Below are 23,786 nucleotides of genomic sequence, written 5' to 3' on the forward strand. Positions count from 1 at the left end.
TCGGTTCGGCCGGCATCCATGAAGCCTTGTCCGCGTTCGGCGAGTGTGTCCGGATTGGCGTCGGTGCCTGCATCGGCGCTTGCCGCGGCGGCGTTGCGGCGGACGTACGCAGCACCGGCTCCGCCTGCGTGGCCGGGGTGCGCGTTCTCACTGCGCCGGCGCGCCAACTCGCCCCGGCGCCACGCGCCGCTGCGTCCCTGGGCGCCGCTGCACCAGCCGCGCCAGTGCCAGCGCCCGCGCTCGCGCTCGCGCCGCGGCCACTCGCCGGTGGCCGCCAGACGGTCGGGCGCGCATAACGCCCATTGCTTTTGGGCGCCATCGTGTTGGTGGACGGCGATATGTGCGAAGGCAAACCGTCATCGACGCTGCGATGGCGGCGCGCTTCCTCGTCGCGTTTGGCGAGGCCGCGCGACAGGCCGAGGCCGAATGCACCATCGGCCCATACGGCGACATCGCGCCAGCGGAAGTCGATCAGCCAGGGCAGGCTGATCACGAACAGGGCGAGCGCCGCGAGCGGCGTACCGATATGCCCGAGCAGATGACCGAAGCCCGCCGCCAGCGCGTGGCCGAAACCATTCACACCGGCCGCGCCGATCAGCGACGCCTCCAGCGTGCAACTGGCCACCATCACGCAGACGAAGCCGAGCCAAAGGCGGATCGTGCCGGGGCCGCGCAAACCCGCGCCGCCTGGCAGCGCCGACTTCACGAGACGCCACAAAAGAGGAATAAACCAGACGGCTGACCCGCCGAACCAGCCGAAAACTACCGTGTGCATACTGGACATCAACGAATGACGGACGCGCAAAAACGCAATCCATCGAGTTTAACCGGCGAAGCCCAATGCTTCGAAGGCAGACGCAAGTATGCCTGCGTCAAATGGGAAAACAGTCCGGCTTATCGCCGCACTGATCGATCTGACCGGTCCACGTACCGGTCACTTGGCGCTGCGGTCGAACGTGAGCGTGTCGCCGTTCTCGAGCACCAGTTGCATCTGCTGGGGCGCGCGCATCTGCACGCCGGTACGGTCGATGTGGTTCAGCGCGTCGAGATACGAGCCTTCGATCTGTCCGCCCGGCGTCGCGCACGCCATGCGTGTGCCGCCCAGGGTGCCGAAGCTCAGCTTGCCGTCTTTCAGCGCATACGAGCCCAAATAGCGATTGCAACCGGAAAAGCCGCTGGCGTGGCGCAGGCCTTTGTCGGTGGAGAGCACGAGGGTGATCGGCGCGCCCTGATCCGCGGACGGAATCGCTCGCGCCGTGCCGTCGGCCTGTTTCCAGCCGGTGAGTACCCAACTGGTGTCGTCGAGCAACTGCGCGGCGGCCGGATTGAACGGATCGGGCGGTGCGGCTTCCGCGTCGGGATGCTTCGGCATGGCGCACGCGCTGCATAGCGCGGCGACGCTCAACGCGGCGATGGCCGTGCGCGCATAAGGGATGAAGCGCGCAACACGTCGCGCGGAGGAGCTTTGGAGCATGACGTCGTTCCTCTTCAAACTGGCGAAGGCGTAAGGGTAACGCACTAAGCTCGCCGCACGCGAGCGCAACGGCGTGCAGCGGACTCAAACGTTGGCGCCGCAGCGCCCTCTGCGCGCCTTACGCACAGATAGCAACGCGGACCCGGCGAGCAAGGCGCGGCGCGGAGCCTGCGACGTCGGCGCATCGGGTGCGGTGCGGGGTGCGCATGTTAACATCGTGTTCTACTCAATCCCACCCTCATCCGACTTTTATATGGAGCCCCCATGCAGATCGGCCAACGGATCGGCACCCCCCTTTCTGAATCCGCCACGCGCGTCATGTTGCTCGGCGCCGGCGAGCTCGGCAAGGAAGTGATCATCGCGCTGCAACGGCTGGGTGTCGAAGTGATCGCTGTCGACCGTTATCCGAACGCGCCGGGCCATCAGGTTGCGCATCGCTCGCACGTGATCGACATGACCGATCGCGCCGCCTTGCGCGCACTGGTCGAACAGGAACGCCCGCACCTGATCGTCCCCGAGATCGAGGCGATCGCAACCGACGCGCTCGCCGCGATCGAAGCCGACGGTCTCGCCGAAGTGATCCCGACCGCGCGCGCCACGCAACTCACGATGAACCGCGAAGGCATCCGCCGTCTGGCCGCCGAAGAACTCGGCCTGCCGACCTCGCCGTACGCGTTCGCCGATTCGCTCGAGGAACTGCGCGCGGGCATCGCCAAGGTCGGCTATCCGTGCGTCGTGAAGCCGGTGATGTCGTCGTCGGGCAAGGGGCAGTCGGTGCTGAAGAGCGATGCCGATGTCGAGTCCGCCTGGCAATATGCGATGGCGGGCGGCCGCGTGAATCACGGCCGCGTGATCGTCGAAGGCTTTATCGACTTCGAATATGAAATCACCCAGTTGACCGTGCGCGCGATCGATCCTGCGAGCGGCCAGGTCAGCACGTATTTCTGCGACCCGATCGGCCATGTGCAGGTGGCGGGCGACTACGTCGAATCGTGGCAACCGCAGCCGATGAGCCCGCTCGCGCTGGAACGCTCGCGCGATGTGGCGCACAAGGTCACTGCGGCATTGGGCGGCAGGGGCCTCTTCGGTGTGGAACTTTTCGTGCGCGGCGATGACGTATGGTTTTCGGAGGTGAGTCCGCGTCCGCACGATACGGGTCTGGTCACGTTGTGCTCGCAACGCTTCTCGGAGTTTGAACTGCATGCGCGCGCGATCCTCGGCTTGCCGGTGGATACGTCGCTGTGGGCGCCGGGCGCGTCGGCGGTGATTTACGGCGGTCTGGAGGAAGCCGGTATCGCGTTCGAAGGTGTCGCGGCGGCGTTGGCCGTGCCGAATGCGGATCTGCGTCTGTTCGGCAAGCCGGAGAGCTTCGTCAAGCGCCGCATGGGCGTGGCGCTGGCCACCGGCGAGAACATCGACGAGGCACGCTCGCGCGCGAAGCAGGCCGCGGCGGCGGTGCGGCCGGTTTCCACGAAGTAACGCGCGTCGGCGAGCGCCTCGCCGTACCGACGCGGGTCGATGTGTCATGAAGTAATCGCGCGCCTCGCAAGCTCGCTGCTCGCGAAACCCGATTCATTGAAGTTCGTTGAAGTTAGAGGCATGCATGACCCTGGAATCCCGCAAGACCACGCGGCTTGGAAGGCTGGGCCGTTTCGGCGCAATCGGCGTGCTGCTTGCGCTGTGTGCCGGGATGACAGGGTGCGGCCTTGCCGCTGCGCCGTGCCGGGTCGCATCGGCCGGCTTGAAGATTGTGCCGCTGGTCGGGCACGTGGCCGCCGCGCCGACCGACGCGTGCGCCAACGTGATCGATCCATAAGCATTCCACGACCGGTTCACGATGGGTCCGCCGCGAGCGTTCCGGACGCGCAACATAGCCGGAATCGCAGCGGTGAGCACAGCGGTAGCGCAAGGCGCACCGCCCGTGCTCGATGTGCAACAACGATCGAGGCATCCAATGAAGAAATGGCTTGTTGCAGTCACGGCGGCAGCGGGTTTTGCAGCGCTATATGGCAATGCATGGGCCGAGCCATTGCGCCTCGCCGAGATTCAGGCCAAGAATCGCCAGACGCATAAATACACCTGCGCGACCGGCAAGATTCTGCAAGTGACTTACTGGAACACGGCGAACGGCCAGAGCTTCGCGCTCGTGCCTGTCAAGGGCCAGCAACTGCTGTTCGTCAACACGTTGTCGGCCTCCGGCGCGAAATATCAGGCCGGCAGCTACACCTGGTGGACCAAGGGCCCACGTGCCGACCTGTACGACGCGACGGACGGCGAAAACGCCCCGCCGATGCTGTCCGACTGCATCACCATCAATCGCTGAGCATGATGCGGCGGCTTTCTTCAGACACGCCGCCTGCCTCACCTTGCCTCTGCCTTGCGGCGCTGCCCGCCTGCGCGCATCTTTTCCGTTCGAGTAGTAAGCTGTCCGGCGTGGCATCTGCTATGTCGTCATGGCATGCCGCACGCCGTTCGCGTCGCGTTGGCCGTCTTTGTCGTCGTCTTCGATTGTCCGTGACCGGACCTCAACGGGTGGGCCTATGGCCCACGTCCGTTTCATCAAGCGAGACCCTCCATGAAAGCATCGGACCTGTTCGTCAAATCGCTGGAAGCCGAAGGTGTCGAGTATGTGTTCGGCATCCCCGGTGAAGAAAATCTCGATCTGCTCGAATCGCTGCGCCGCTCGAAAATTCGCCTGATCCTCACGCGTCACGAACAGGCGGCCGGTTTCATGGCCGCCACGTATGGGCGTCTGACCGGGCGCACCGGTGTCTGTCTGGCCACCCTCGGGCCGGGCGCGACCAACTTCGTGACCGCCGCGGCGTATGCCCAGTTGGGCGGCATGCCGATGCTGATGGTGACCGGACAAAAGCCAATCAAGTCGAGCAAGCAGGGGCATTTTCAGATCGTCGACGTGGTGCGGATGATGGAGCCGCTCACCAAGTACACGCGGCAGATCGTGTCGATCGCCAATATTCCGGCCGCGGTGCGCGAGGCAGTCCGTCAGGCGGAAGAAGAGCGGCCTGGCGCCGTGCACCTCGAATTGCCCGAAGACGTCGCGCACGAAGAGGGCGACGGCCATCCGATTCCGAAGAGCTTCAGCCGCCGTCCCATCGCCGAAGAAAAGGCCGTGGCGCGCGCGGTGGAGGCGATCACGAAGGCGAAGCATCCCTTGCTGATGATCGGCGCGGGTGGCAACCGCAAGACCACCACCAAGATGTTGCGGGAATTCGTCGACCAGATCGGTATTCCGTTTTTTACGACGCAGATGGGCAAAGGCGTGATCGATGAATCACACCCGATGTGGCTGGGCAACGCCACCTTGTCCGACGGTGACTTCGTGCACCGCGCGATCGACCACGCGGATTGCATCATCAATGTCGGCCACGACGTGATCGAGAAGCCGCCGTTCTTCATGCGCAGCGGCGACGCCGGCGAGAAGACAGTGATTCACGTCAACTTTCTCGGCGCGGAAGTCGATACGGTGTATTTCCCGCAGATCGAAGTGGTCGGCGATATCGCCAATGCGGTGTGGCAGCTCAAGGAAAGTCTCAAGGAAGGCCAGGAACATTGGGATTTCACGCGTTTCAAGGAGATCAAGCAGCACTTCGAGGCGCATCTGGTCAAAGGCCAGCACGACGATCGTTTCCCGATGTACCCGGTGCGGATCGTCAACGACGTCTACGAGACCACGCCGGTGGACGGCATCGTGTGTCTGGACAACGGCATGTACAAGATCTGGTTCGCGCGCTACTACCGCGCGCACGAACCGAACTCGCTGCTGCTCGATAACGCGCTGGCGTCAATGGGCGCCGGCTTGCCGTCGGCGATCGCGACCAAGATCGTGCACCCGGATCGCAAGGTCATGGCTGTGTGCGGCGACGGCGGCTTCATGATGAATTCGCAGGAGCTGGAAACGGCCGTGCGTCTGAAGCTCGATCTGGTGGTCCTGATTGTGCGCGACGACGCGTTCGGCATGATCCGCTGGAAGCAGGAGAACATGAACTTCCCGGACTACGGCATGACGCTGCGCAACCCGGATTTTGTCGCGTATGCAGAGAGTTACGGCGCGAAGGGGCATCGCATCGAATCGGCAGCGGAGTTCGCGCCGCTGCTGCGCGAGTGTTTCGCGACGCCCGGCGTGCATGTGATCGATCTGCCGATCGACTACTCGGATAACGAGCGCGTGCTGAATCGCGAGATCAAGCGGCTCTCCGCACAACTATGAGTGGGGTGGCCATGAGCGGCAACGGGGCGTAGCCCCTTGCTGATTGCATTGCTTCCGTCAGGCATCTGGATCAAGGAGAACGTGTCATGTTGAACAAGACTTACCCGTACTACCTCGCCAACGTTGCGGTTGCCGCCAACACCGATCTCGAAGTCACGGATAAATTTAGCGGCGAAGTGGCGACCCGCGTGGCGATGGCGGACGCGGCGGCGATCGACAAAGCGATCGGCTATGCCGTCGAGGCGATGCCCGCGATGCGCGCGTTTCCCCCCTTCAAACGCCAGGCCGTGCTCGAACACTGCGTGAAGCGTTTTCGCGAGCGTTACGACGAACTGGCACTCGCGTTGTGTATCGAAGCCGGCAAGCCGATCAACGACTCGAGAGGTGAGGTCACGCGTCTGATCGATACGTTCAAGGTGGCGGCGGAAGAGTCGGTGCGCATCGACGGCGAGATCATCAATCTGGAAATATCGCCGCGGGCCAAGGGCTATCACGGCTATGTGAAGCGTGTGCCGATCGGTCCGTGCTCATTCATCTCGCCGTTCAACTTTCCGCTGAACCTGACCGCGCACAAGGTCGCGCCGGGGATCGCGGCGGGCGTGCCGTTCGTGTTGAAGCCGGCGAGCCGCACGCCGGTCGGCGCGCTCATCATGGGCGAGATTCTGGCTGAAACCGACTTGCCCAAAGGCGCCTTCTCGATTCTTCCGGCGCATCGCGATGGCGCTGATCTGTTCACCACCGATGAGCGTTTCAAGCTGCTGTCCTTTACCGGGTCACCGGCGGTGGGTTGGGAGCTGAAGAAAAAGGCCGGCAAGAAGAAGGTGGTTCTGGAGTTGGGCGGCAACGCGGCGGCGATCGTCGACGGCGATCAGGGTGAGAAGCTCGACTACGTGGTCGACCGGCTGGCGTTCGGCGCGTTCTATCAGTCGGGGCAGAGTTGCATCGGCGTGCAACGGATTCTGGTGCACGCGAAGATTTACGATGCACTGCGCGAGAAGCTGATTGCCAAGACCAGGTCGCTTGTCATGGGCGATCCGAAGGACGAAAAGACCTTTGTCGGGCCGATGATCTCCGAATCGGAGTCAAAACGTCTCGCCGGCTGGATGGACAGCGCGGTGCAGGCGGGCGCGAAGATCGTCGCGGGCGGCAAGGTCGACGGTGCGATGTTCGAGGCCACGCTGCTCGAAGGCGTGAAGCGCGACACCGATCTGTATCGCAAGGAAGCCTTCGGCCCGGTGGCGATTCTGGAGCGTTTCGACGATTTCGACGCCGCGCTGGCCACCGTCAATGACAGCGACTTCGGCCTGCAAGCCGGCGTGTTCACCGATTCGCTCGCCCATGCACACCGCGCGTGGAATGTGCTCGACGTGGGCGGCGTGGTGATCAACGACGTGCCGTCGTTCCGGGTCGACAACATGCCGTATGGCGGCGTGAAAGATTCCGGACTGGGGCGCGAGGGCGTGCGCTACGCGATCGAGGATATGACCGAGATGCGCTTGATGGTGATGCGCGAGACGTGGTGAAAGCGCGCGAGGGGGGCGGTTGAGACGCTTCATGTGGTGGTCCCCGCCCTCTGCACCTTGGCGTCTCGGTGGTCCGGTCCCCCGATCCGTTCCCGAGGTTCGGCGGCGGGGCGGGGAAGCGGTCGCTGTCACGCAACTGTCGCGGAGGCGAACTACGCTGCCAGCGAGGCGCGCGGGTGCTTTGCGACGATTTGCCGACGCCCTCGCCCAACCGTCGCCGGTCTGCTTTCGCCGACGTAAGCAGAAAGCCGGCAGATGCGCCATGAGTGTTTTTGCTGAAGTGCTACAATACCGGCCTTTCCGGCGGGTGTTTCCGCCGGCCGGAGCCGGCCGCATTTTTCCCGTAATACTGACGGGTCCCGTGCGGAACGCCGTGGCTCCGCCTTCATCCTGATGCCCTCTGCGGTTCCGACCGCTGCCGCGCGCACCGCGCCAAGCGCATTTTTAGCGAAAGCCACCATGTCCGACACAGCCGTCACGCCCAGTACTGCGACTTTTGATCAATTCGGTCTCGCGCCCGACATCCTGAAAGCCGTCAAAGAATCGGGCTACACCATCCCTACGCCGATCCAGGAGCAGGCGATTCCCGTCGTGCTGGCCGGCCGTGACATGATGGGCGCCGCGCAAACCGGCACCGGCAAGACCGCGAGCTTTTCGCTGCCGATCATCCAGCGTCTGCTGCCGCAGGCCAGCACGAGCGCATCGCCCGCCCGCCATCCGGTGCGCGCGCTGATCCTCACGCCGACCCGCGAACTGGCCGACCAGGTCGCGGCGAACGTGCAGTCGTATGCGAAGCACACGGCGCTGCGCAGCGCCGTGGTGTTCGGCGGTGTCGATATGAATCCGCAGTCCGAGCAGTTGCGCCGCGGCGTCGAAATTCTGATCGCCACGCCGGGCCGTCTGCTCGATCACGTGCAGCAGAAGACGGCCAATCTGGGCCAGGTGCAGATCCTCGTGCTCGACGAAGCCGACCGCATGCTCGACATGGGCTTCCTGCCGGATCTGCAGCGCATCCTGAACCTGCTGCCGAAAGAACGTCAGACGCTGCTGTTTTCGGCCACGTTCTCGGGCGAAATCAAGAAGCTTGCCGCCACGTATCTGCGCGACCCGCAGACGATCGAAGTCGCGCGCAGCAATTCGACTGCGACCAATGTGACGCAGATGGTTTATGAAGTTGCCGAGGGCGACAAGACTGCCGCTGTTGTTAAATTGATTCGTGATCGTGGGCTCAAGCAGGTCATTGTGTTTTGTAACAGCAAGATCGGTGCGAGTCGGCTGGCGCGTAGCCTGGAGCGCGACGGTGTGGTCGCCACGGCGATTCACGGTGACCGGACGCAGAATGAGCGGATGCAGGCTTTGGATGCGTTCAAACGTGGTGAGATCGAAGCTTTGGTGGCGACTGACGTCGCTGCGCGTGGTTTGGATATTGCCGAGTTGCCGGCCGTGATCAATTTCGATCTGCCGTTCAATGCGGAAGATTATGTGCACCGGATTGGGCGTACTGGGCGCGCTGGGGCTTCTGGCGATGCTTTGTCGCTTTGTAGCCCGAATGAGCGGAAGCAGTTGGCCGATATCGAGAAGCTGATCAAGCGGCCTTTGGATGTGCAACACCTGACCGTGGATGCGCCAGTGCGGCATCACCATGAAGAGCGTCCGCCGCGGCGTGAACGCGTTGATGGCCGTGCAGAGGGCCGCGACGAGCGGGGCGGTCGCCGGCGTCCGGGAGCTTCGTCTTCAGGTTCGTTCGATCGGCCGCATCATCATCGCGCGCAGCCTGTGGATGATTTCTTTCTCAAGCCTTATGAGCCTTCGGCGGCTTCTGTGAGGAAGGTTGAGGAGGCGGCTGCCTCGTCGGCTGCTGCTCCGCAGAAGTCCTCTTCTAAACAGCCGTTGGCTGCGTTGCTGGGTGGGTTTGGGATGCCGAGGAAGTCTTCGTCGTCTTCCTGATTTTTGCTTTTGGTTTTTGGTTGTGCGTCCTGTGGCGTTGGCCTTTCCTTGAATTGATATTGGATTATTAGCGTCGCCCCTGTGCGGGGCAGGCACCTACTTTTCTTTGCCGCAAAGAAAGATAAGCAAAGAAAGCGGCTCGAACCCCCTGCTAAGCGGGTCCCTCGCACAGTCGCGGTAGTGGTGCATCTGGAATCTGTGTTCCCGCACACTCCGCCCAGGTGACAAAGCAGTCATGCTTCCGGCGGCGCTGCGCGCGCCGTAGCGGTACTTCTTCAAACCCCTCGCCCCCTCTGCTCGCTCGCTCGGCAGACGCCTTGATCCGAACGCCTTGGCAGTGCCATCGTGCGGCTACGGCTACGGCTACGGCTACGGCTACGGCTACGGCTACGGCTACGGCGACGGCGACGGCGACGGCGACGGCGACAGCTACAGCTACAGCGACGGCGACAGCGACAGCTACCGATCTTTGCTTTCGCTCCCGCCTTGCTGCTTCCCGCTCTCCGCTGGCGCCTTTTGAGGTGTCGACTTGTTTGGTTTGTCTTCGACGCTTTTGGGCGCTAGTTGGCTTGTACTCGCGCGCCCATGCGCTTTGCCCATGCCGTCGTTGCGGCGGCATAGAAACCTTCTAGCGTCGCGTGTTCGTCGCCGCCCATCTCAAGTCCCAAGTGTCGCGCGGCTTCTGTCAGCGCTTCGAGTGGTTTGTCAGTGTCGAGTGCGGTCGCGCCGTTTTGCTTGCTGAGCTTTTCGCCTTGATCGTTGGTGACCACCGGTACGTGCAAATACGTCGGCGTCGGCACGCCCAGGCAACGCTGCAGGTAGATCTGCCGGGCCGTTGAATCCATCAAGTCCGCGCCTCGCACGATGTGCGTCATGCCCGCGTCCGCATCGTCGACCACCACCGCCAGTTGGTACGCCCACTGGTCGTCGGCGCGCTTCAGGACAAAGTCACCGACCTCGGTGGCCAGGTTCTGCGTCTGCGTGCCCTGCCAACGGTCTTCGAATGTAATCACCGCCGCATCGCCGTCAGGTACGCGCAGGCGCCATGCGCGCGCCGGTTTGCCATGCAGGCCATTGCGGCAGGTGCCAGGGTAGGCGAGCGTGGTGTTGCGCGCGTGCGCATGCAGCAGCGAGTCGGCAATCTCCTTGCGCGTGCAGCCGCACGGATAGATCTGGCCGGCACCCTTCAATTGCTCAAACGCTTCCTGATAGCGCGCAATACGATGGCTTTGCCAGGCAGGCGGCTCGTCGGCACGCATGCCGAAACGTTCGAGGGTCGACAGAATGTCCTCGGCCGCGCCAGGGACGGTGCGAGGTCCGTCGATGTCTTCGATGCGCACAAGCCACGCTCCGCCATGCGCGCGCGCGTCCAGCCAGCTTGCGAGCGCGCTCACCAGTGAGCCGAAATGCAAGGGACCGGTAGGCGACGGCGCGAAGCGTCCACGATAGGTCATGGGTCGGATGGGCCTCGCCGCGATCGCGCAAAGGCGCTCGCGCTTATCACGCGACGCGTGCCGCCTTGCTGTCAGGATGGCATTCCGGACACGTCTTGCCCGCCACGTACATCGGCGATTGCTGCGCCTCGGGCGTCACCACCGCGCGGCAGCCGAAGCATTGCGCGGTCGCGGTGGGCTCCAGTTGCGGGTTGAGCGCGGTGCGGTAGTCGAATACGAAGCAGTCGCCGTGATAGTGCGCGCCGCCGACTTCCTCGAAATACTTCAGGATGCCGCCTTCGAGTTGGTACACGTTCTCGATGCCGACTTCCTTCATGTGGATCGCAGCCTTCTCGCAGCGAATCCCGCCCGTGCAGAACGACACCACCGTCTTGCCTTCGAGATCGGCGCGGTTCTGCTCGATCACCTCCGGAAACTCGCTGAATTTCGTAATGCGGTAGTCGAGCGCGTCGTCGAACGTGCCGACGTCCACTTCAAATGCATTGCGTGTGTCCAGCATTACGACGGGACGGCCTTCGTCGTCATGGCCGCGGTCGAGCCAGCCTTTCAGCGTGGGAGCGTCGACGAACGGCGCGCGGCCAAGCTCCGGGCGGATCGCCGGCTTTTTCATCGTGATGATCTCGCGCTTGAGCTTGACCAGCATGCGGGTGAACGGCTGCTTGTCCGACAGGCTTTCCTTGAACTGCAGATTGACGAACTTGCCTTCGAACAGCGCGTCGTGACGGATGTAGTCGATGAACGCGTCCGTGGCGTCGCGCGTGCCGGCGACGAACAGGTTGATGCCTTCCGGCGCCAGCAGGACGGTGCCGCGCAAGCCGAGCGTATTGCAGCGCTCGGTGACGAGCGGGCGCCATGCGGCGGTGTCTTCGATGGTCGCGAAATGATACGCGGCGAGATTGACGATACTCATGTGTGTCCAGCGGTAAGAAGTGGCGGCGCGGAAAACGGGGGCGCATTGAAACGCCCGCAATCAAACTCCATGCGGCGCGGCCACGTCGAAAAGGGCGAAACCCGTATTATCCCTCAAGCTGGCGCTTTGGCCGACTCGGCCGAATGGCCAACCCCTTGCGGCAGCGCAAACCGCTAGCAAACTCGCGTGGCGCTCGCTTCCGCGCTTGCACCGGGGCTTGCGCCGAGCCACGCGCTCTGGCGAGTGAAATACCGCCGAATTTTCTCCGGCAGGTCCGTTCGAGCGCATGAAGCGCCGCGCTCGCGCCCGACCAACGAAACCGTCCACCGCCTGCACAGCGCCGGTATATGGCGCTCTCGCGTTTTCGTCCTAAGCCGGACGGCTAACGCGCGCCTTTGGCCTGAAAACTCCGGGAGGGTGGAGTTACAATGTCGCCCATGTCAGATCCCCGGTTCGTTCATCTCCGCGTCCACTCCGAATTCTCGATTGCCGATGGCATCGTGCGTCTTGACGACGTCGTCAAGGCCGCCGCCAAAGACGGTCAGGGTGCGCTCGCCCTTACCGACCTCGGCAACGCGTTCGGCCTCGTCCGTTTCTACAAGGAAGCCCGCGGCAAAGGGGTCAAACCCATTGCCGGCTGCGACGTCTGGATCACCAATCCGGACGACCGCGACAAGCCTTCACGTCTGCTACTGCTGGTCAAAGACCGGCGCGGCTATCTGAATCTGTGTGAGCTGCTCAGTAAGGCCTCGCTCACCAACCAGTATCGCGGTCGCGCGGAAGTCGAAGCCGGTTGGCTCGAATCCGGGCTGGGTGAAGGCCTGCTCGCGTTGTCGGGTGCGCAACAGGGCGACATTGGCCTCGCGCTCGCCGCCGGTAATGAAGAAGCGGCCAAACGCAACGCGTTGCATTGGGCGAAGGTGTTCCCTGGCGGTTTCTATATCGAACTGCAACGGAGTGGCCAGCCGGGCGGCGAGCAGTACGTGCAGCAGGCGGTTGCGCTTGCGGCGTCGCTGAAATTGCCGGTGGTGGCCACCCACCCGATGCAGTTCATGACGCCGGACGATTTCACCGCGCACGAAGCGCGCGTGTGTATTTCCGAAGGCGACATTCTGGCGAATCCGCGCCGCTCGAAGCGCTTTACGTCCGAGCAGTATTTCCGCACGCAAGAAGAGATGGCGGGGCTGTTCGCGGACCTGCCGTCGGCGCTCGCCAATAGTGTCGAAATCGCCAAGCGCTGCAGTCTGACGCTCGAACTCGGCAAGCCGAAGCTGCCGCTCTTCCCGACGCCCGACGGTATGTCGCTCGACGACTACCTCGTGCAATTGTCGAAAGAGGGCCTCGAAAAGCGTCTCGAACAACTGTATCCGATTGAGGCGGAGCGCGATGCGCAGCGCGAAACGTATTACCAGCGCCTCGAATTCGAGTGCGGCACGATCATCAAGATGGGCTTCCCGGGCTACTTCCTGATCGTTGCGGACTTCATCAACTGGGCCAAGAACAACGGCGTGCCGGTCGGTCCGGGCCGGGGTTCGGGTGCCGGTTCGCTGGTCGCGTATGCGCTCGGCGTGACCGACCTCGATCCGCTGCGCTACAACCTGCTGTTCGAACGTTTCCTGAATCCGGAACGGGTCTCGATGCCCGACTTCGACATCGACTTCTGCCAGCACGGCCGCGACCGTGTGATTCAGTACGTGAAAGAGAAGTATGGCGCGGACGCCGTGTCGCAGATCGCCACCTTCGGCACGATGGCGGCGAAGGCAGCGGTACGGGATATCGGCCGCGTGCTCGATCTCGGCTACATGTTCACCGACGGCATCGCCAAGCTGATTCCGTTCAAGCCGGGCAAACACGTCACCATCGCCGACGCGATGAAGGAAGAGCCGCTCTTGCAGGAGCGCTTCGACAACGAAGACGAAGTGCATCAGCTGCTCGAACTCGCGCAGCGCGTGGAAGGCCTCACGCGTAACGTCGGTATGCATGCCGGCGGCGTGCTGATCGCGCCCGGCAAGCTGACCGATTTCTGTCCGCTCTATACGCAGGGCGACGAAAGCGGCGTCGTGAGCCAGTACGACAAGGACGACGTCGAAGCCGTCGGCCTCGTGAAGTTCGACTTTTTGGGTCTCACCACGCTGACGATTCTCGACTGGGCCGAGCGCTATATCCGCCGTCTCGATCCGTCGAAGAAAGACTGGTCGCTCGCGCAGGTGCCGCTCGACGACGCGGCGTCGTTCTCGATCCTGAAGAAAGCGAACACAGTCGCTGTGTTCCAGTTGGAAAGCCGCGGCATGCAAGGCATGCTGAAAGACGCGCAGCCTGACCGCTTCGAGGACATCATCGCGCTGGTGGCGTTGTACCGTCCGGGCCCGATGGACCTGATTCCGAGTTTCTGTGCACGTAAGCACGGCCGCGAGGTGGTGGAGTATCCGGATCCGCGTGTTGAATCTGTTCTGAAAGAGACCTACGGCATCATGGTCTACCAGGAGCAGGTGATGCAGATGGCGCAGATCATCGGCGGTTACTCGCTCGGTGGCGCCGACTTGCTGCGCCGCGCGATGGGTAAGAAGAAGGCCGAGGAAATGGCCGAGCATCGCGAGCTGTTCCGCCAGGGCGCCGCGAAGAACGGGCTGGCCGGCGAGAAGGCCGACGAAATCTTCGACTTGATGGAGAAGTTCGCGGGCTACGGCTTCAACAAGTCGCACGCGGCGGCGTATGCGCTGCTTGCGTACTACACCGCATGGCTGAAGGCGCACCATCCGGCCGAATTCATGGCGGCGAATATGTCGCTCGCCATGGACGACACGGACAAGGTCAAGATCCTGTTCGAGGACTGCCTCACGAACAAGATGGACGTGCTGCCGCCGGACGTCAATCTGTCGGCGTACCGTTTCGAGCCGGTCGCGGAAGCGGACGGCAAACGGTCGAAAACAATCCGCTATGGTCTCGGTGCGGTCAAGGGCAGCGGCCAGAACGCGATCGAAGAAATCATCCGAGCGCGCGAAGAAGGTCCGTTCGTCGATATCTTCGACTTCTGCAACCGGGTCGACCGCCGGATCGTCAATCGGCGGACGGTGGAAGCCTTGATCCGCGCCGGTGCGTTCGACACGTTGCATGCGAATCGCGCACAGCTGATCGCCTCCGTCTCGCTGGCAATGGAAGCCGCCGAGCAGGCAAGCGCCAACGCGATGCAGGCGGGCCTGTTCGATATGGGCGACGCGCCGTCTCAAGGTCACGAGTTGGTCGACGAGCCGGAATGGCCGGAAAAGAAGAAGCTGCAGGAAGAGAAGGCCGCACTAGGCTTCTACCTGTCCGGCCATCTCTTCGATGCCTATAAGAACGAAGTGCGCCGTTTCGTGCGCCAGAAGATCGGCGAACTGAAAGAAGGGCGCGACAAGCTGGTCGCAGGCGTGATCGCGTCGCTGCGCACGCAGATGACCCAGCGCGGCAAGATGCTGATCGCGCTGCTCGACGACGGCACCGGCCAATGCGAAGTGACCGTCTTCAACGAGACCTTCGAGGCTCACAAGCAGCTGTTCAAGGAAGACGAACTGCTGGTCGTGCAAGGTTCGGCACGTAACGACGCGTTCACGGGCGGCATCCGCTTCACGGTCGATACGGTGATGGATCTCGGCCGCGCCCGCTGCCGTTATGCAGAAGCCGTGAAGGTGCAGATGAACGGTAATGCGGACGCGTCGGCATTGCGCCGCGTGCTCGAAGCGCATAGCGCGGGTAAGGACGAGCCACAAGCTGCACCGGCGCCGGCGGCGTCATCGCGTGGTGGCAATGGCGGAGGTGGTGGCCGCAACGGCGGTGGCTATGGCGGCGGTGGCCAGCGCCAGGCTGTGCAGATTCCGAACGGCCTCGCCGTGCAGGTGGTCTATCGCAGCGAGAATGCGCAAGGCGAAATGCGTCTGGGTGACGCGTGGCGCGTCAAGCCTACTGACGAACTGCTCGCGGCATTGCGCGGCGAGTTCGCCGGAAGCTCGATCGAAATCGTTTATTGATGTCTGGTTTGCCCGCGCGCTTGCGTGGGCAAAACCGCCGGCAAGCTGTGGTCATGACGTTATGGTTTTTCAGACCATGCCAATTGGCACTTGCCGCTTGCACGCGGCCAACGAATGCAGGGCGCCGGCAATGAACAGTCGGCCCCCGTCAACGAGCCCTGCTTGCTACCGCCGGGTCTTCTCCCCCAGTCGCGCCAGCTTCAAAAACCGGTAGTACACCGTCTCCGCGTTAAACACCGCGATCATGAATCCGGCACGGCCGTCGAGAAATCCACGCCGCAGCACATAGGTCCGCACGAAGGCCCAGGCCCCACGCCCGAGCGCTTTGCCGAAACTGCCGCGCTTGCCAGCCGCATGACGTTGCTGCGCCGCCGCGGTCGAATACGCGTCGAGCTTGCGCAACACGCCTTCGAAGTCCTCGTACGAGTAGTGCATCAGCTTGCCGGTCAGGCGCTGCGACGGCGTGTCGAACACCAGGCGCTCGTGCACGAGGTCGTCGGAGAAACGCGCGGCGCCACGTTTGAACAGGCGCGGAATCCAGTCCGGATACCAGCCGCTGTGATGAATCCAGTGGCCGCAAAAACTCGACAACCGGTCCACCGCGTAGACATCGGCGGTGGGAACGGTCAGCGCCGTGCGGATCGCCGCCGCCAGTTCCGGCGAGACGATCTCGTCGGCGTCGATCGAGAGAATCCAGCTGGTGGTGAGCGCGTCCACGGCGCGGTTTTTTTGCGGGCCGAAACCCGGCCAGTCGGTTTGCTCGAGCACGCGCGCGCCGTGCGCTCGGGCGATGTCCGCGGTACCGTCGGTGCTGCCGCCGTCGATCACGACGATCTGATCGGCGAAAGCCACGGCCCGCAGGCACTCGGCCAGTCGCGCCGCCGCGTTTTTGGTGATGATGGCGACGCCGAGGGTGGTTTCTTGCATACCTGAATTGCGTGGAGGGTGCAGGGTGACGGATTAGGTCGCGCAAGTATACACAGCGCATTGGCAAGGGTCGAAACCGCCCGTTCCATAACCCCCGGCCGTGATCCGCAACCGTTTACAATGCTGTTTTTTGATATTCCGCGCGTCAGGCATTCCGCCCGCTGCGCGGATGCTGTCCCGCATTCCCAGAGGATTCCTTGAGCGCGAAGCCAACGTTAAGCAAACCCATCGGTTCAGGTGAGGCATCGTCACCTGCCGTCGTCTTTCGACGCTTGTGGCCGTATATCAAGCCGCTGATATGGGTGGTGATCGGCGCGATCATCGCAATGGCGGTAAGCGCCAGCACTGACGCGGCGATCCCCGCATTGCTCAAGCCGCTGCTGGACAAGGGCTTCGGTGCGCATGCCAGCGACAACGCCAAGTGGTTCGTGCCGGCCGCGGTCATCGGCCTCGCGCTGGTTCGGGGCGTGTCGCAATACGCGTCCGGCTATCTGCTGGCCTACGTGTCGAACAAGATTCTGCTCGAACTGCGCCTGAAGATGTTCGACCGCATGATCCACACGAGCGTGGCGTTCTTTCAGCGCGAAACCGCGAGCACGGTGATCAACGCGATCGTCTTCGAGGTGAACCAGATTCTCAACGTGCTGTTGAGCGTGATGGTCACGCTGGTGCGCGATTCGCTGACTGTCGTCTTCCTGCTGGGCTATCTGTTCTACCTGAACTGGCGCCTGACGCTGATCGTCGCGGTGCTGCTGCCGGGGATCGGCTGGCTGGTGGGCAAGATCAACCGCCGTTTGCGGCGCCTGAACCGCGAGCATCAACTGCTGACCAACGAACTGTCGTACATCGTCGAAGAGACGGTGGGTGGCTACAAGGTCGTCAAGGTGCACAACGGCGAGCAGTACGAGACGGACCGCTTCACGGCGATGAGCAAGCGTCTGCGCGGCTATGCCATGCGCATGACCGTCTCCGGCGGCCTCGCGCAACCGTTGACGCAGTTCCTCGCATCGATTGCGCTTGCCGTGGTGATTACCATCGCGGTCGTGCAGTCGTCGTCGGATCAAACCACCGTCGGCGGTTTTGTGGCGTTCGTCACGTCGATGCTGCTGATCATCTCGCCGCTCAAGCACCTCATGGATGTGAACCAGCCGCTGCAACGCGGCATGACGGCGTGTGAATTGATCTTCGGCCTGATCGACGAGCCGTCCGAACCGGAGGGCGGCGGCAAGTCGCTCGACCGCGCCCGCGGCGAAGTGGAATTCCGCGACGTATCGTTCACGTACGGCAGCAACGCCACGCACAACCGTCACACGCTCGACCACGTGTCGTTCAAGGTGGCGCCGGGCGAAATGGTCGCGCTGGCGGGCCCGTCGGGCAGCGGCAAGACCACGCTGGTGAATTTGCTGCCGCGCTTTTTCGATCCGACCAGTGGCGCGATTCTGGTCGATGGCGTCGCGCTGCCGGAATACAACCTGCACGCGCTGCGCAGCCAGATCGCGATGGTGAGCCAGGACGTGGTGCTGTTCAACGACACGGTGGCCAACAACGTCGCTTATGGGCAGACGGCCGATCCGGACAAGGTCAGGGCGGCGCTGCGTGCGGCGAACCTGTGGGACACCGTCGAGGCGATGCCCAATGGCATCGAAACGCTGGTCGGCGACAACGGCATGATGCTCTCGGGCGGCCAACGCCAGCGTTTGGCGATCGCGCGTGCGATCTACAAGGACGCGCCGATCCTGATTCTCGACGAAGCCACCTCGGCGCTGGATTCGGAATCCGAACGCCACGTGCAGGCGGCGCTGGAGACCTTGATGAAGGGCCGGACCACACTCGTGATCGCGCACCGTTTGTCGACTATCGAACGCGCCGACCGGATTCTGGTGATGGAAGCAGGGCGTATCGCCGAGCGCGGCAGCCATCGCGAGCTGCTGGCGCAAGATGGGCTGTACGCGCATCTGCACCGTATCCAGTTCCAGCAAGACGCAGCCTGATGAGGCTTGGCCTGACTCGGCATGGCCGGCTTGATTCGGGCTGATTTGCCCGAATTCAGTTTGATCCGGCCTTGATTCGAGCTGATCGGAACCGATTCGGCTCAATGTGCCCGAAACCGGCCGGGTCTGGCCAAATTTCGCGCATGTCGACACAACTGGCCGGTCAGCGCCACGACAGGCGCCCACCATCTGCTGCCGGCCGACAATCCCGGCATCTCCCGCGCGCCTGGTGTCCGCTCCCTGACCAGTGCCTGCTTCAGCGGCCGTTTTTCCGCACGATTCGCTTGAGCCAGATTCCCGGCGCGTAGACTGCCGGACATGTCGCGTACAGAAACATGCGGATGCGCAATCCGAGCTTCACTTTGGGACTGCGTGCGAGCAGCCCGATACGTTCCCCGAGGCCGCCGGCTTCGAACATCGCGTGAATGAATTGTTCGCGTTCGAGCTTGGGCACCATCGCCGCGCGCATGTGTTCGCCCACACCGGCGATCTCGGCGTCGCGCTGCAACTGCGCGAGTTCCGCCAGCCCGTAGCGATTGCTTTGGCGCATGCGCGCAATCAACTCATCCACCGATCCGTAGCGGCGTTTGCGCGACAGTCCACCGCGCCGGTAGTGCACCAATGGCTCGCGCAGACTCGCGGCCCCGCCTGACAGGATTGCGCGCAGCACCATGATCTGATCTTCCGCGGCGGCGCCCGGCAGCATGGGTCCGAAGCGCTCGAACAGCCGCCGCGACCATGTGTGCGCGGCGCCGATGAGCCACGGGCGGCCGGCGAGCCAGTCGTCGAAACTGCGATAGGTGTCGAGTTCGGTTGGTGTCATCCGTTCGTGAACATGGCCGGCTTCGTCCATGTCCGCGAGGTCGGTTGCGATCAGGTCGGGCCGGCGATCGCGCGCGAGCCAGAAGTCGACCACCCGCTCACAGCGGTTCGGCGCGGACATGTCGTCGCCCGCGGCAATGAACAGCAACTCCCCCTGAGCCATTTGCGCGATTTGCGACAGATGCGCGCTGATGCCCTGATTGACCACATTGCGACGCGCGATCACCTTGTGCGGCCCGTTGTAGCCGGCGATCGCGGCTTCGATCGCGGCGAACGTGGCGTCGCTGGAGGCGTCGTCCGAGATGATGATTTCGAGCGGCGCATAGGTTTGTGCGAGCGCGCTACGCACTGCGTCGGCGATCTGCTTTTCCTGGTTGTAGGCGATCAGCAGGATCGATACCAGCGGGCGGTGGGTGTCCGACGCTGTGGAGGCAAGGTTTGTCGACGGGTTATCGGTCATGTCTGACTACCGTACGAGCAGAATGCCGACCCCAAGCAGGCCCGCAATCACGGCCCAGTACGCCGCGTGAACATAGCGGATCTGTCGCTTGTAGCGCGCCGTGTAAGAGGGTGCGAAGTCTTTCATGCGTTTTCCGAAAACACTGATCGGGTTCGCGGTGTACTGCTCATAGAGCGGACGGTTGCGCTCGTAGATGAGGCGATGCGACTCCTCGACCTTGCCCAATTGAACCAGTTCGGTTGATCGTGAACTTTTCTTGATGCGATAGAGGTACAGCGGGGCATCGATAAAGCGGACCTTGGATCGCGGGCTCAGGAGGCGCACGTAGAATTCCCAGTCCTCAAAGCCGTAGACCATTTCCGGCGAATACCCGCCAGCGAGCAGAAACGCTTCGCGCCGATACATGGTCGTATTGACGATCATGTTTTGCCAAAGCAGCTTTTCATAGCTGTATTCAGGCAAACGCCACACCTTGCGGTTTTCGCCAAAGCGCTTCGCCTTTGTGTGGACAAGATCGGTATCCGGATGAGCGGTGAAGCACCCGACGGCGCGTTGCAGAAAGTCAGGGTGCAGCATGTCGTCGCCATCGAGCGGCACGAAAAGCGTGCCTTTTGCTTGCGCGAAGCCGAAGTTTCGTGCTGCCGCGACTCCGCCGTTTTCCTTGTTAAGGGAGATGAACCTGGGCTCTTTCTTTGCGTACTGGTCGATGATGGCCTCAGAGCCGTCAGTCGACCCGTCATTCACGATGATGCATTCCCAGTCGCTATAGGACTGGCGCAAGACAGTTTCGAGAGCGTCTGCGATGAATTCTTCCTGATTGAAGCAGGGCACAACGATGGAGACTTTCGACATGGCCGGGTTTTAATGGATATTTGCCGCTTTCTAACCGCTTGCGAAAGGCTGAGAAATTTTAGCCCATTCCTGTCAGACGCTTGTTTTCAGACGCTTGGTCTTTTAGGAACGGCCGGATCCTTTCACTCTCTGTGGCAGCAATTTTTCACTTGCCTGGCACAGTTTTCACGCTCTGTGGCAACCGACAGGTCCTGGAATAGGAGGGTGTGCGGTTCGGCTAGATTCTAATCGGTGACGGGAGGGCGGCGTCATGTAGTGCCCCCACGCCCATCCTTTACAATTGCCGCTGTCCCGAAAACCAGGCCGCACGGTCCTCCGCCGCGCGGGCGCCTCACAGAGAACCGATCCTTGTCCGACCCGACCCGGCGCCCTGTCACCGATATCGCCCTGACCGCCCAGGCGCTGAAAAACAGCGGCGGCGCCGAACGCTACACGCGTGATGTGATCGCCGGCTTGCATCGGATGGGGCTGCGTCCGACGCTGTTCGCCCGCGAGATCGACCGCTCGCTGCCAGAGGCGGCATGGATCGACGCTCAGCCGCTCAACGTTCGCTGGGCGCCGCGCAAGCTTCGCAATCTGGCGTTCGACTGGCGTCTCAAGCAACGGCTGAAACGGCACCGTCCGGCGTGTGTCTTCTCGATCAATCACTCCACGCATGCCGATGTCGCGTTGTGCGGCGGCACGCATCCGGGTTCGCTCGAGGCCGCCGGCCGCGCCGCGCGCCGTAGCGACGAATGGCAGATCGACCTGGAGCGGCGCGTCTATTCAGAGGCGCGTTCGATCGTCGCGCATTCGCAGTTGATGAGCCGCGAGTTGCAACGGTTTTACGGCGTGCCGGTCGACCGTATCGACGTGCTCTATCCGCCGGTCGACACAACGCGCTTCCATCCGCTGAACGATGTTGAACGAGCGGCGGCGCGCCGTCAGTTCGATCTGCCCGAAGACCGCGTGATCTTCGTGTTTTCGTCGACCAGTCACGAACGCAAAGGTTACCCCTTGCTGGAAGCGTTTTTTGAGCAGACCACGTTGCCGGTCTGCCTGGTGGTGGCTGGCCGCCCCGTGCCGAAAACCAGCGAGACGATTCGCTATGTGGGGTACTGCAAAGAAATCGAAAAATTGTTCGCCGCAGCCGATTTCACCGTGGTGGCCTCGGCGTACGAGCCGTTCGGTCTGGTGGGTGTCGAGTCGGTGATGTGCGGCACGCCGCTGGTGATCGCCGACAACGTCGGATCGGCGGAGACTGTCACCGGCGCTGCGAAGATCGCGTTTTCGCGGCAGTCGGCGGGAAGCTTCGAGCGTGCCATTGAGGCAGCGGTGGAGCGTGTGCAGAGCGGCAACGCGCGCATCGCCGAACCGCTGCGCAACCTGGTCTACGACCCGAGCGTCGATGCTCATGTCGCCGCGCTCTATGAGCTGTTTACACGTTGAACCTGCCGCGCCGCGCGCGGATCTTACGCCGTGCTCGAATTCAGGCCTTGACGTCGGTAGCGGTTTGGCGGGCGGCGCGCGATCCTGCCGGTTGCGCCGTAGCCAATTCGCGCTTGCGCGCATCGATCACCGCTAAAAACGTAGCGACCAGCAGCGCGAGCAGCACCGTGACCATGATCGGCACGAGGACGTCGATGGTCAGTCCGAAAATCACCGTGCTGGTGGCGACCGCCAGGCCCGCATAAGACGCCGCGCGAATCGCCGGATCGTTCGACAGCCTGTGACGCCAGAAGTACACCGAGATGCCATAGTAGAACAGCAATAGGCAGATCACGCCGATTGCGCCCATCTCGGCGAGGGTCGAGAAAAAGTCGCTATGAGCGCGCTCGTTGACGATCTCGGCCTTCACTTCGCCACGCTTGGCCAGCAGGCCCAGTTCGTCCACCAGATGCCCCTTGCCGACGCCGTACACCGGATGGTGCGTAAAGATCAGCCGCGACGCATTCCACAACTGTAAGCGCAGGCCAACCGACGTATAGTCTTCGCCCTGATGCATCATCGAAACGTCGTTCGTCACTTCACCGAGGCGCTTCTGAATGCGCTCGGTCGACAGCAGCGCTCCCGCGCCAATCACGATCGCCAGCGTCGCTATCAGGAGGCGCTTCTTGTGCGCGTACCACTGATACTGCATGCCGAGAAGCACGACGAACACCGGCACGGCCAGCCAGCCGCCGCGGCTGCCCGACAGATACGACGCGTAGCCGCCGCCCACCAGCGCCAGCAGTCGAAGCCCTAGCACGCGCCAGTCACGCGGCTTGTCCCAGCCCAACGTGAAGACTGACAGAAAGCCGAGCAGCAACGCGGTGTCGCCGAACGGAATCGCATTCGTATATGAATTATTCAGACGATTCGCGTCCGTCCAGCCGCCGGCCGGTTGATCGACGAGTGCCCAGATGCCCACCGCCAGCGCGCCGGCGGCACACCCCCAACCGATTACGCGCAAATGCCGGGACGGCAATTGCCGCAGCAGCAGGAAGACCGGCAGGGCAAGCACGAAGCGCGACAACGCGTCGAACTGACGCGGCAGCCAATAACCGAACAGGGCTTGCTGGACGGCGATTGCTACGACGAAAGCCAGCATGCCGATGGTGAACCAGCGGTAGGTGCGCAGGCCGGAGAAATAGCCTGGCATGCGCCGGTTGGCCACGGCGGCGCCGAGCGCCAACGCGAGAATCGCGAAAAAGCAGTAGCCCGTGCCGCCGCGCCACACGAGGTTGACCGCGGGCGCGAAAAACAGCAAGGCTGTGCTGAGCCAGACCAGACTGGGAGCAAAAATCATAAGGCAACAATATGTAAGAACACTACCGTTCCGGTGGTGGAGTTGCTATGGCCGGACCCTTGGGTGCATTTTTTTAAGACGGTAGAGCGATCGCGATTATAACCGTGCGTCCCCTTGCAAAATGCTTGTCGAAGCACAGGGTAGGTCGCTCTTTGGTGGAGGGCGGCAATCGGTGTCACCTTGCACCCAAAGATCTGCCCAAAGACGGCCGCCATGGCGATTGAGCCGTGGCATTTGTCGTGTGAGCGGGCGGCGGCGGTACAATCCCCGGCGAAACTGATAGGCGACGCTATTTGGGCCACCTGTGCGGTGTTAGGTTCCCACGGCGCCTGTAGGCACTCACGCCGCCAGCGATTCTCCGACGCCGCCTCCGAACGACGTCGCCGGGACGGCGGCCATTTAAATTACATTGCACTGCACCACGCCG

17 protein-coding genes and 1 pseudogene are annotated in these 23,786 nt (G+C 62.8%); 10 read left to right on the forward strand and 8 right to left on the reverse strand.

Annotated features, from left to right (window positions below; all coding sequences use genetic code 11):
- Together GNZ12_RS20705 and GNZ12_RS20710 are read right to left on the reverse strand one after the other, a co-directional pair.
- Positions 1–775, reverse strand: a pseudogene (locus GNZ12_RS20705) (cell division protein FtsK); the annotation flags it as partial.
- Positions 776–934: 159 nt separating this feature from the next.
- The gene (locus GNZ12_RS20710; protein ID WP_172313126.1) at positions 935–1,474 is read right to left on the reverse strand and encodes an META domain-containing protein; all 540 of its coding nucleotides are present in this window, start codon (positions 1,472–1,474) and stop codon (positions 935–937) included.
- A gap of 264 nt (positions 1,475–1,738) precedes the next feature.
- Here GNZ12_RS20710 and purT point away from each other — a divergent pair, with 264 nt between their 5' ends.
- From purT to GNZ12_RS20745, 7 genes are all read left to right on the forward strand, one after another.
- Complete coding sequence (gene purT, locus GNZ12_RS20715; protein ID WP_172313129.1) at positions 1,739–2,953, forward strand: formate-dependent phosphoribosylglycinamide formyltransferase; 1,215 nt, start codon at positions 1,739–1,741, stop codon at positions 2,951–2,953.
- A 124-nt stretch (positions 2,954–3,077) separates the two neighbouring features.
- Positions 3,078–3,290 (forward strand): DUF6726 family protein, encoded by a 213-nt coding sequence (locus GNZ12_RS20720; protein ID WP_172313131.1) that lies wholly within the window; start codon positions 3,078–3,080, stop codon positions 3,288–3,290.
- A gap of 138 nt (positions 3,291–3,428) precedes the next feature.
- The gene (locus GNZ12_RS20725) at positions 3,429–3,797 is read left to right on the forward strand and encodes an MliC family protein (RefSeq protein ID WP_172313133.1); all 369 of its coding nucleotides are present in this window, start codon (positions 3,429–3,431) and stop codon (positions 3,795–3,797) included.
- Positions 3,798–4,049: 252 nt separating this feature from the next.
- Positions 4,050–5,702, forward strand: coding sequence for an acetolactate synthase large subunit (locus GNZ12_RS20730; RefSeq protein WP_172313136.1), 1,653 nt, complete (start codon positions 4,050–4,052; stop codon positions 5,700–5,702).
- Between the two features lie 86 nt (positions 5,703–5,788).
- A complete protein-coding gene (locus GNZ12_RS20735; RefSeq protein WP_172313139.1) occupies positions 5,789–7,225 on the forward strand; it encodes an aldehyde dehydrogenase family protein in 1,437 nt (478 codons plus the stop codon).
- A 459-nt stretch (positions 7,226–7,684) separates the two neighbouring features.
- Positions 7,685–9,172, forward strand: a complete 1,488-nt coding sequence (locus GNZ12_RS20740) for a DEAD/DEAH box helicase (RefSeq protein WP_172313142.1) — start codon at positions 7,685–7,687, stop codon at positions 9,170–9,172.
- 331 nt (positions 9,173–9,503) lie between these two features.
- A complete protein-coding gene (locus GNZ12_RS20745; RefSeq protein WP_172313145.1) occupies positions 9,504–9,692 on the forward strand; it encodes a hypothetical protein in 189 nt (62 codons plus the stop codon).
- 40 nt (positions 9,693–9,732) lie between these two features.
- Here the strand turns inward: GNZ12_RS20745 and gluQRS are convergent, their stop codons facing one another.
- Together gluQRS and GNZ12_RS20755 are read right to left on the reverse strand one after the other, a co-directional pair.
- Positions 9,733–10,626 carry a tRNA glutamyl-Q(34) synthetase GluQRS gene (gene gluQRS / locus GNZ12_RS20750; RefSeq protein WP_172313148.1) on the reverse strand — a complete coding sequence of 298 codons (894 nt, stop codon included), beginning with the start codon at positions 10,624–10,626 and terminating at the stop codon, positions 9,733–9,735.
- Between the two features lie 46 nt (positions 10,627–10,672).
- Positions 10,673–11,536, reverse strand: coding sequence for a sulfurtransferase (locus tag GNZ12_RS20755; RefSeq protein WP_172313151.1), 864 nt, complete (start codon positions 11,534–11,536; stop codon positions 10,673–10,675).
- 428 nt (positions 11,537–11,964) lie between these two features.
- Between GNZ12_RS20755 and dnaE the strand changes: the two genes are divergently transcribed.
- Positions 11,965–15,540, forward strand: coding sequence for a DNA polymerase III subunit alpha (gene dnaE / locus GNZ12_RS20760; protein ID WP_172313153.1), 3,576 nt, complete (start codon positions 11,965–11,967; stop codon positions 15,538–15,540).
- A gap of 165 nt (positions 15,541–15,705) precedes the next feature.
- Here dnaE and GNZ12_RS20765 read toward each other — a convergent pair whose 3' ends face one another.
- Complete coding sequence (locus tag GNZ12_RS20765) at positions 15,706–16,467, reverse strand: glycosyltransferase family 2 protein (protein ID WP_172313155.1); 762 nt, start codon at positions 16,465–16,467, stop codon at positions 15,706–15,708.
- A gap of 197 nt (positions 16,468–16,664) precedes the next feature.
- Between GNZ12_RS20765 and msbA the strand changes: the two genes are divergently transcribed.
- Positions 16,665–18,458 carry a lipid A export permease/ATP-binding protein MsbA gene (gene msbA / locus GNZ12_RS20770; protein WP_172313158.1) on the forward strand — a complete coding sequence of 598 codons (1,794 nt, stop codon included), beginning with the start codon at positions 16,665–16,667 and terminating at the stop codon, positions 18,456–18,458.
- A 256-nt stretch (positions 18,459–18,714) separates the two neighbouring features.
- On the opposite strand, the gene GNZ12_RS20775 is transcribed toward msbA, so the two are convergent.
- Positions 18,715–19,740 carry a glycosyltransferase family 2 protein gene (locus GNZ12_RS20775; RefSeq protein ID WP_172313161.1) on the reverse strand — a complete coding sequence of 342 codons (1,026 nt, stop codon included), beginning with the start codon at positions 19,738–19,740 and terminating at the stop codon, positions 18,715–18,717.
- Between the two features lie 6 nt (positions 19,741–19,746).
- A complete protein-coding gene (locus GNZ12_RS20780) occupies positions 19,747–20,592 on the reverse strand; it encodes a glycosyltransferase family 2 protein (protein ID WP_172313163.1) in 846 nt (281 codons plus the stop codon).
- 348 nt (positions 20,593–20,940) lie between these two features.
- Between GNZ12_RS20780 and GNZ12_RS20785 the strand changes: the two genes are divergently transcribed.
- Positions 20,941–22,020, forward strand: coding sequence for a glycosyltransferase family 4 protein (locus GNZ12_RS20785; protein WP_172313166.1), 1,080 nt, complete (start codon positions 20,941–20,943; stop codon positions 22,018–22,020).
- Positions 22,021–22,060: 40 nt separating this feature from the next.
- Here GNZ12_RS20785 and GNZ12_RS20790 read toward each other — a convergent pair whose 3' ends face one another.
- Positions 22,061–23,359, reverse strand: coding sequence for an O-antigen ligase family protein (locus GNZ12_RS20790; RefSeq protein WP_172313169.1), 1,299 nt, complete (start codon positions 23,357–23,359; stop codon positions 22,061–22,063).
- Positions 23,360–23,786 lie beyond the last annotated feature (427 nt).

The sequence above is a fragment of the Paraburkholderia solitsugae genome, assembly GCF_013177695.1.
Classification (GTDB): Bacteria; Pseudomonadota; Gammaproteobacteria; order Burkholderiales; family Burkholderiaceae; genus Paraburkholderia; species Paraburkholderia solitsugae.

What these genes read in the sequence shown, in the direction of transcription:
- gluQRS (WP_172313148.1), bottom strand. Translation starts at nt 10,626, where the DNA reads ATGACCTATCGTGGACGCTTCGCGCCGTCGCCTACCGGTCCCTTGCAT.
- GNZ12_RS20730 (WP_172313136.1), top strand. Translation starts at nt 4,050, where the DNA reads ATGAAAGCATCGGACCTGTTCGTCAAATCGCTGGAAGCCGAAGGTGTC.
- GNZ12_RS20735 (WP_172313139.1), top strand. Translation starts at nt 5,789, where the DNA reads ATGTTGAACAAGACTTACCCGTACTACCTCGCCAACGTTGCGGTTGCC.
- GNZ12_RS20765 (WP_172313155.1), bottom strand. Translation starts at nt 16,467, where the DNA reads ATGCAAGAAACCACCCTCGGCGTCGCCATCATCACCAAAAACGCGGCG.
- purT (WP_172313129.1), top strand. Translation starts at nt 1,739, where the DNA reads ATGCAGATCGGCCAACGGATCGGCACCCCCCTTTCTGAATCCGCCACG.
- GNZ12_RS20710 (WP_172313126.1), bottom strand. Translation starts at nt 1,474, where the DNA reads ATGCTCCAAAGCTCCTCCGCGCGACGTGTTGCGCGCTTCATCCCTTAT.
- GNZ12_RS20780 (WP_172313163.1), bottom strand. Translation starts at nt 20,592, where the DNA reads ATGTCGAAAGTCTCCATCGTTGTGCCCTGCTTCAATCAGGAAGAATTC.
- GNZ12_RS20755 (WP_172313151.1), bottom strand. Translation starts at nt 11,536, where the DNA reads ATGAGTATCGTCAATCTCGCCGCGTATCATTTCGCGACCATCGAAGAC.
- GNZ12_RS20740 (WP_172313142.1), top strand. Translation starts at nt 7,685, where the DNA reads ATGTCCGACACAGCCGTCACGCCCAGTACTGCGACTTTTGATCAATTC.
- GNZ12_RS20720 (WP_172313131.1), top strand. Translation starts at nt 3,078, where the DNA reads ATGACCCTGGAATCCCGCAAGACCACGCGGCTTGGAAGGCTGGGCCGT.
- GNZ12_RS20790 (WP_172313169.1), bottom strand. Translation starts at nt 23,359, where the DNA reads ATGATTTTTGCTCCCAGTCTGGTCTGGCTCAGCACAGCCTTGCTGTTT.
- GNZ12_RS20775 (WP_172313161.1), bottom strand. Translation starts at nt 19,740, where the DNA reads ATGACCGATAACCCGTCGACAAACCTTGCCTCCACAGCGTCGGACACC.
- GNZ12_RS20725 (WP_172313133.1), top strand. Translation starts at nt 3,429, where the DNA reads ATGAAGAAATGGCTTGTTGCAGTCACGGCGGCAGCGGGTTTTGCAGCG.
- dnaE (WP_172313153.1), top strand. Translation starts at nt 11,965, where the DNA reads ATGTCGCCCATGTCAGATCCCCGGTTCGTTCATCTCCGCGTCCACTCC.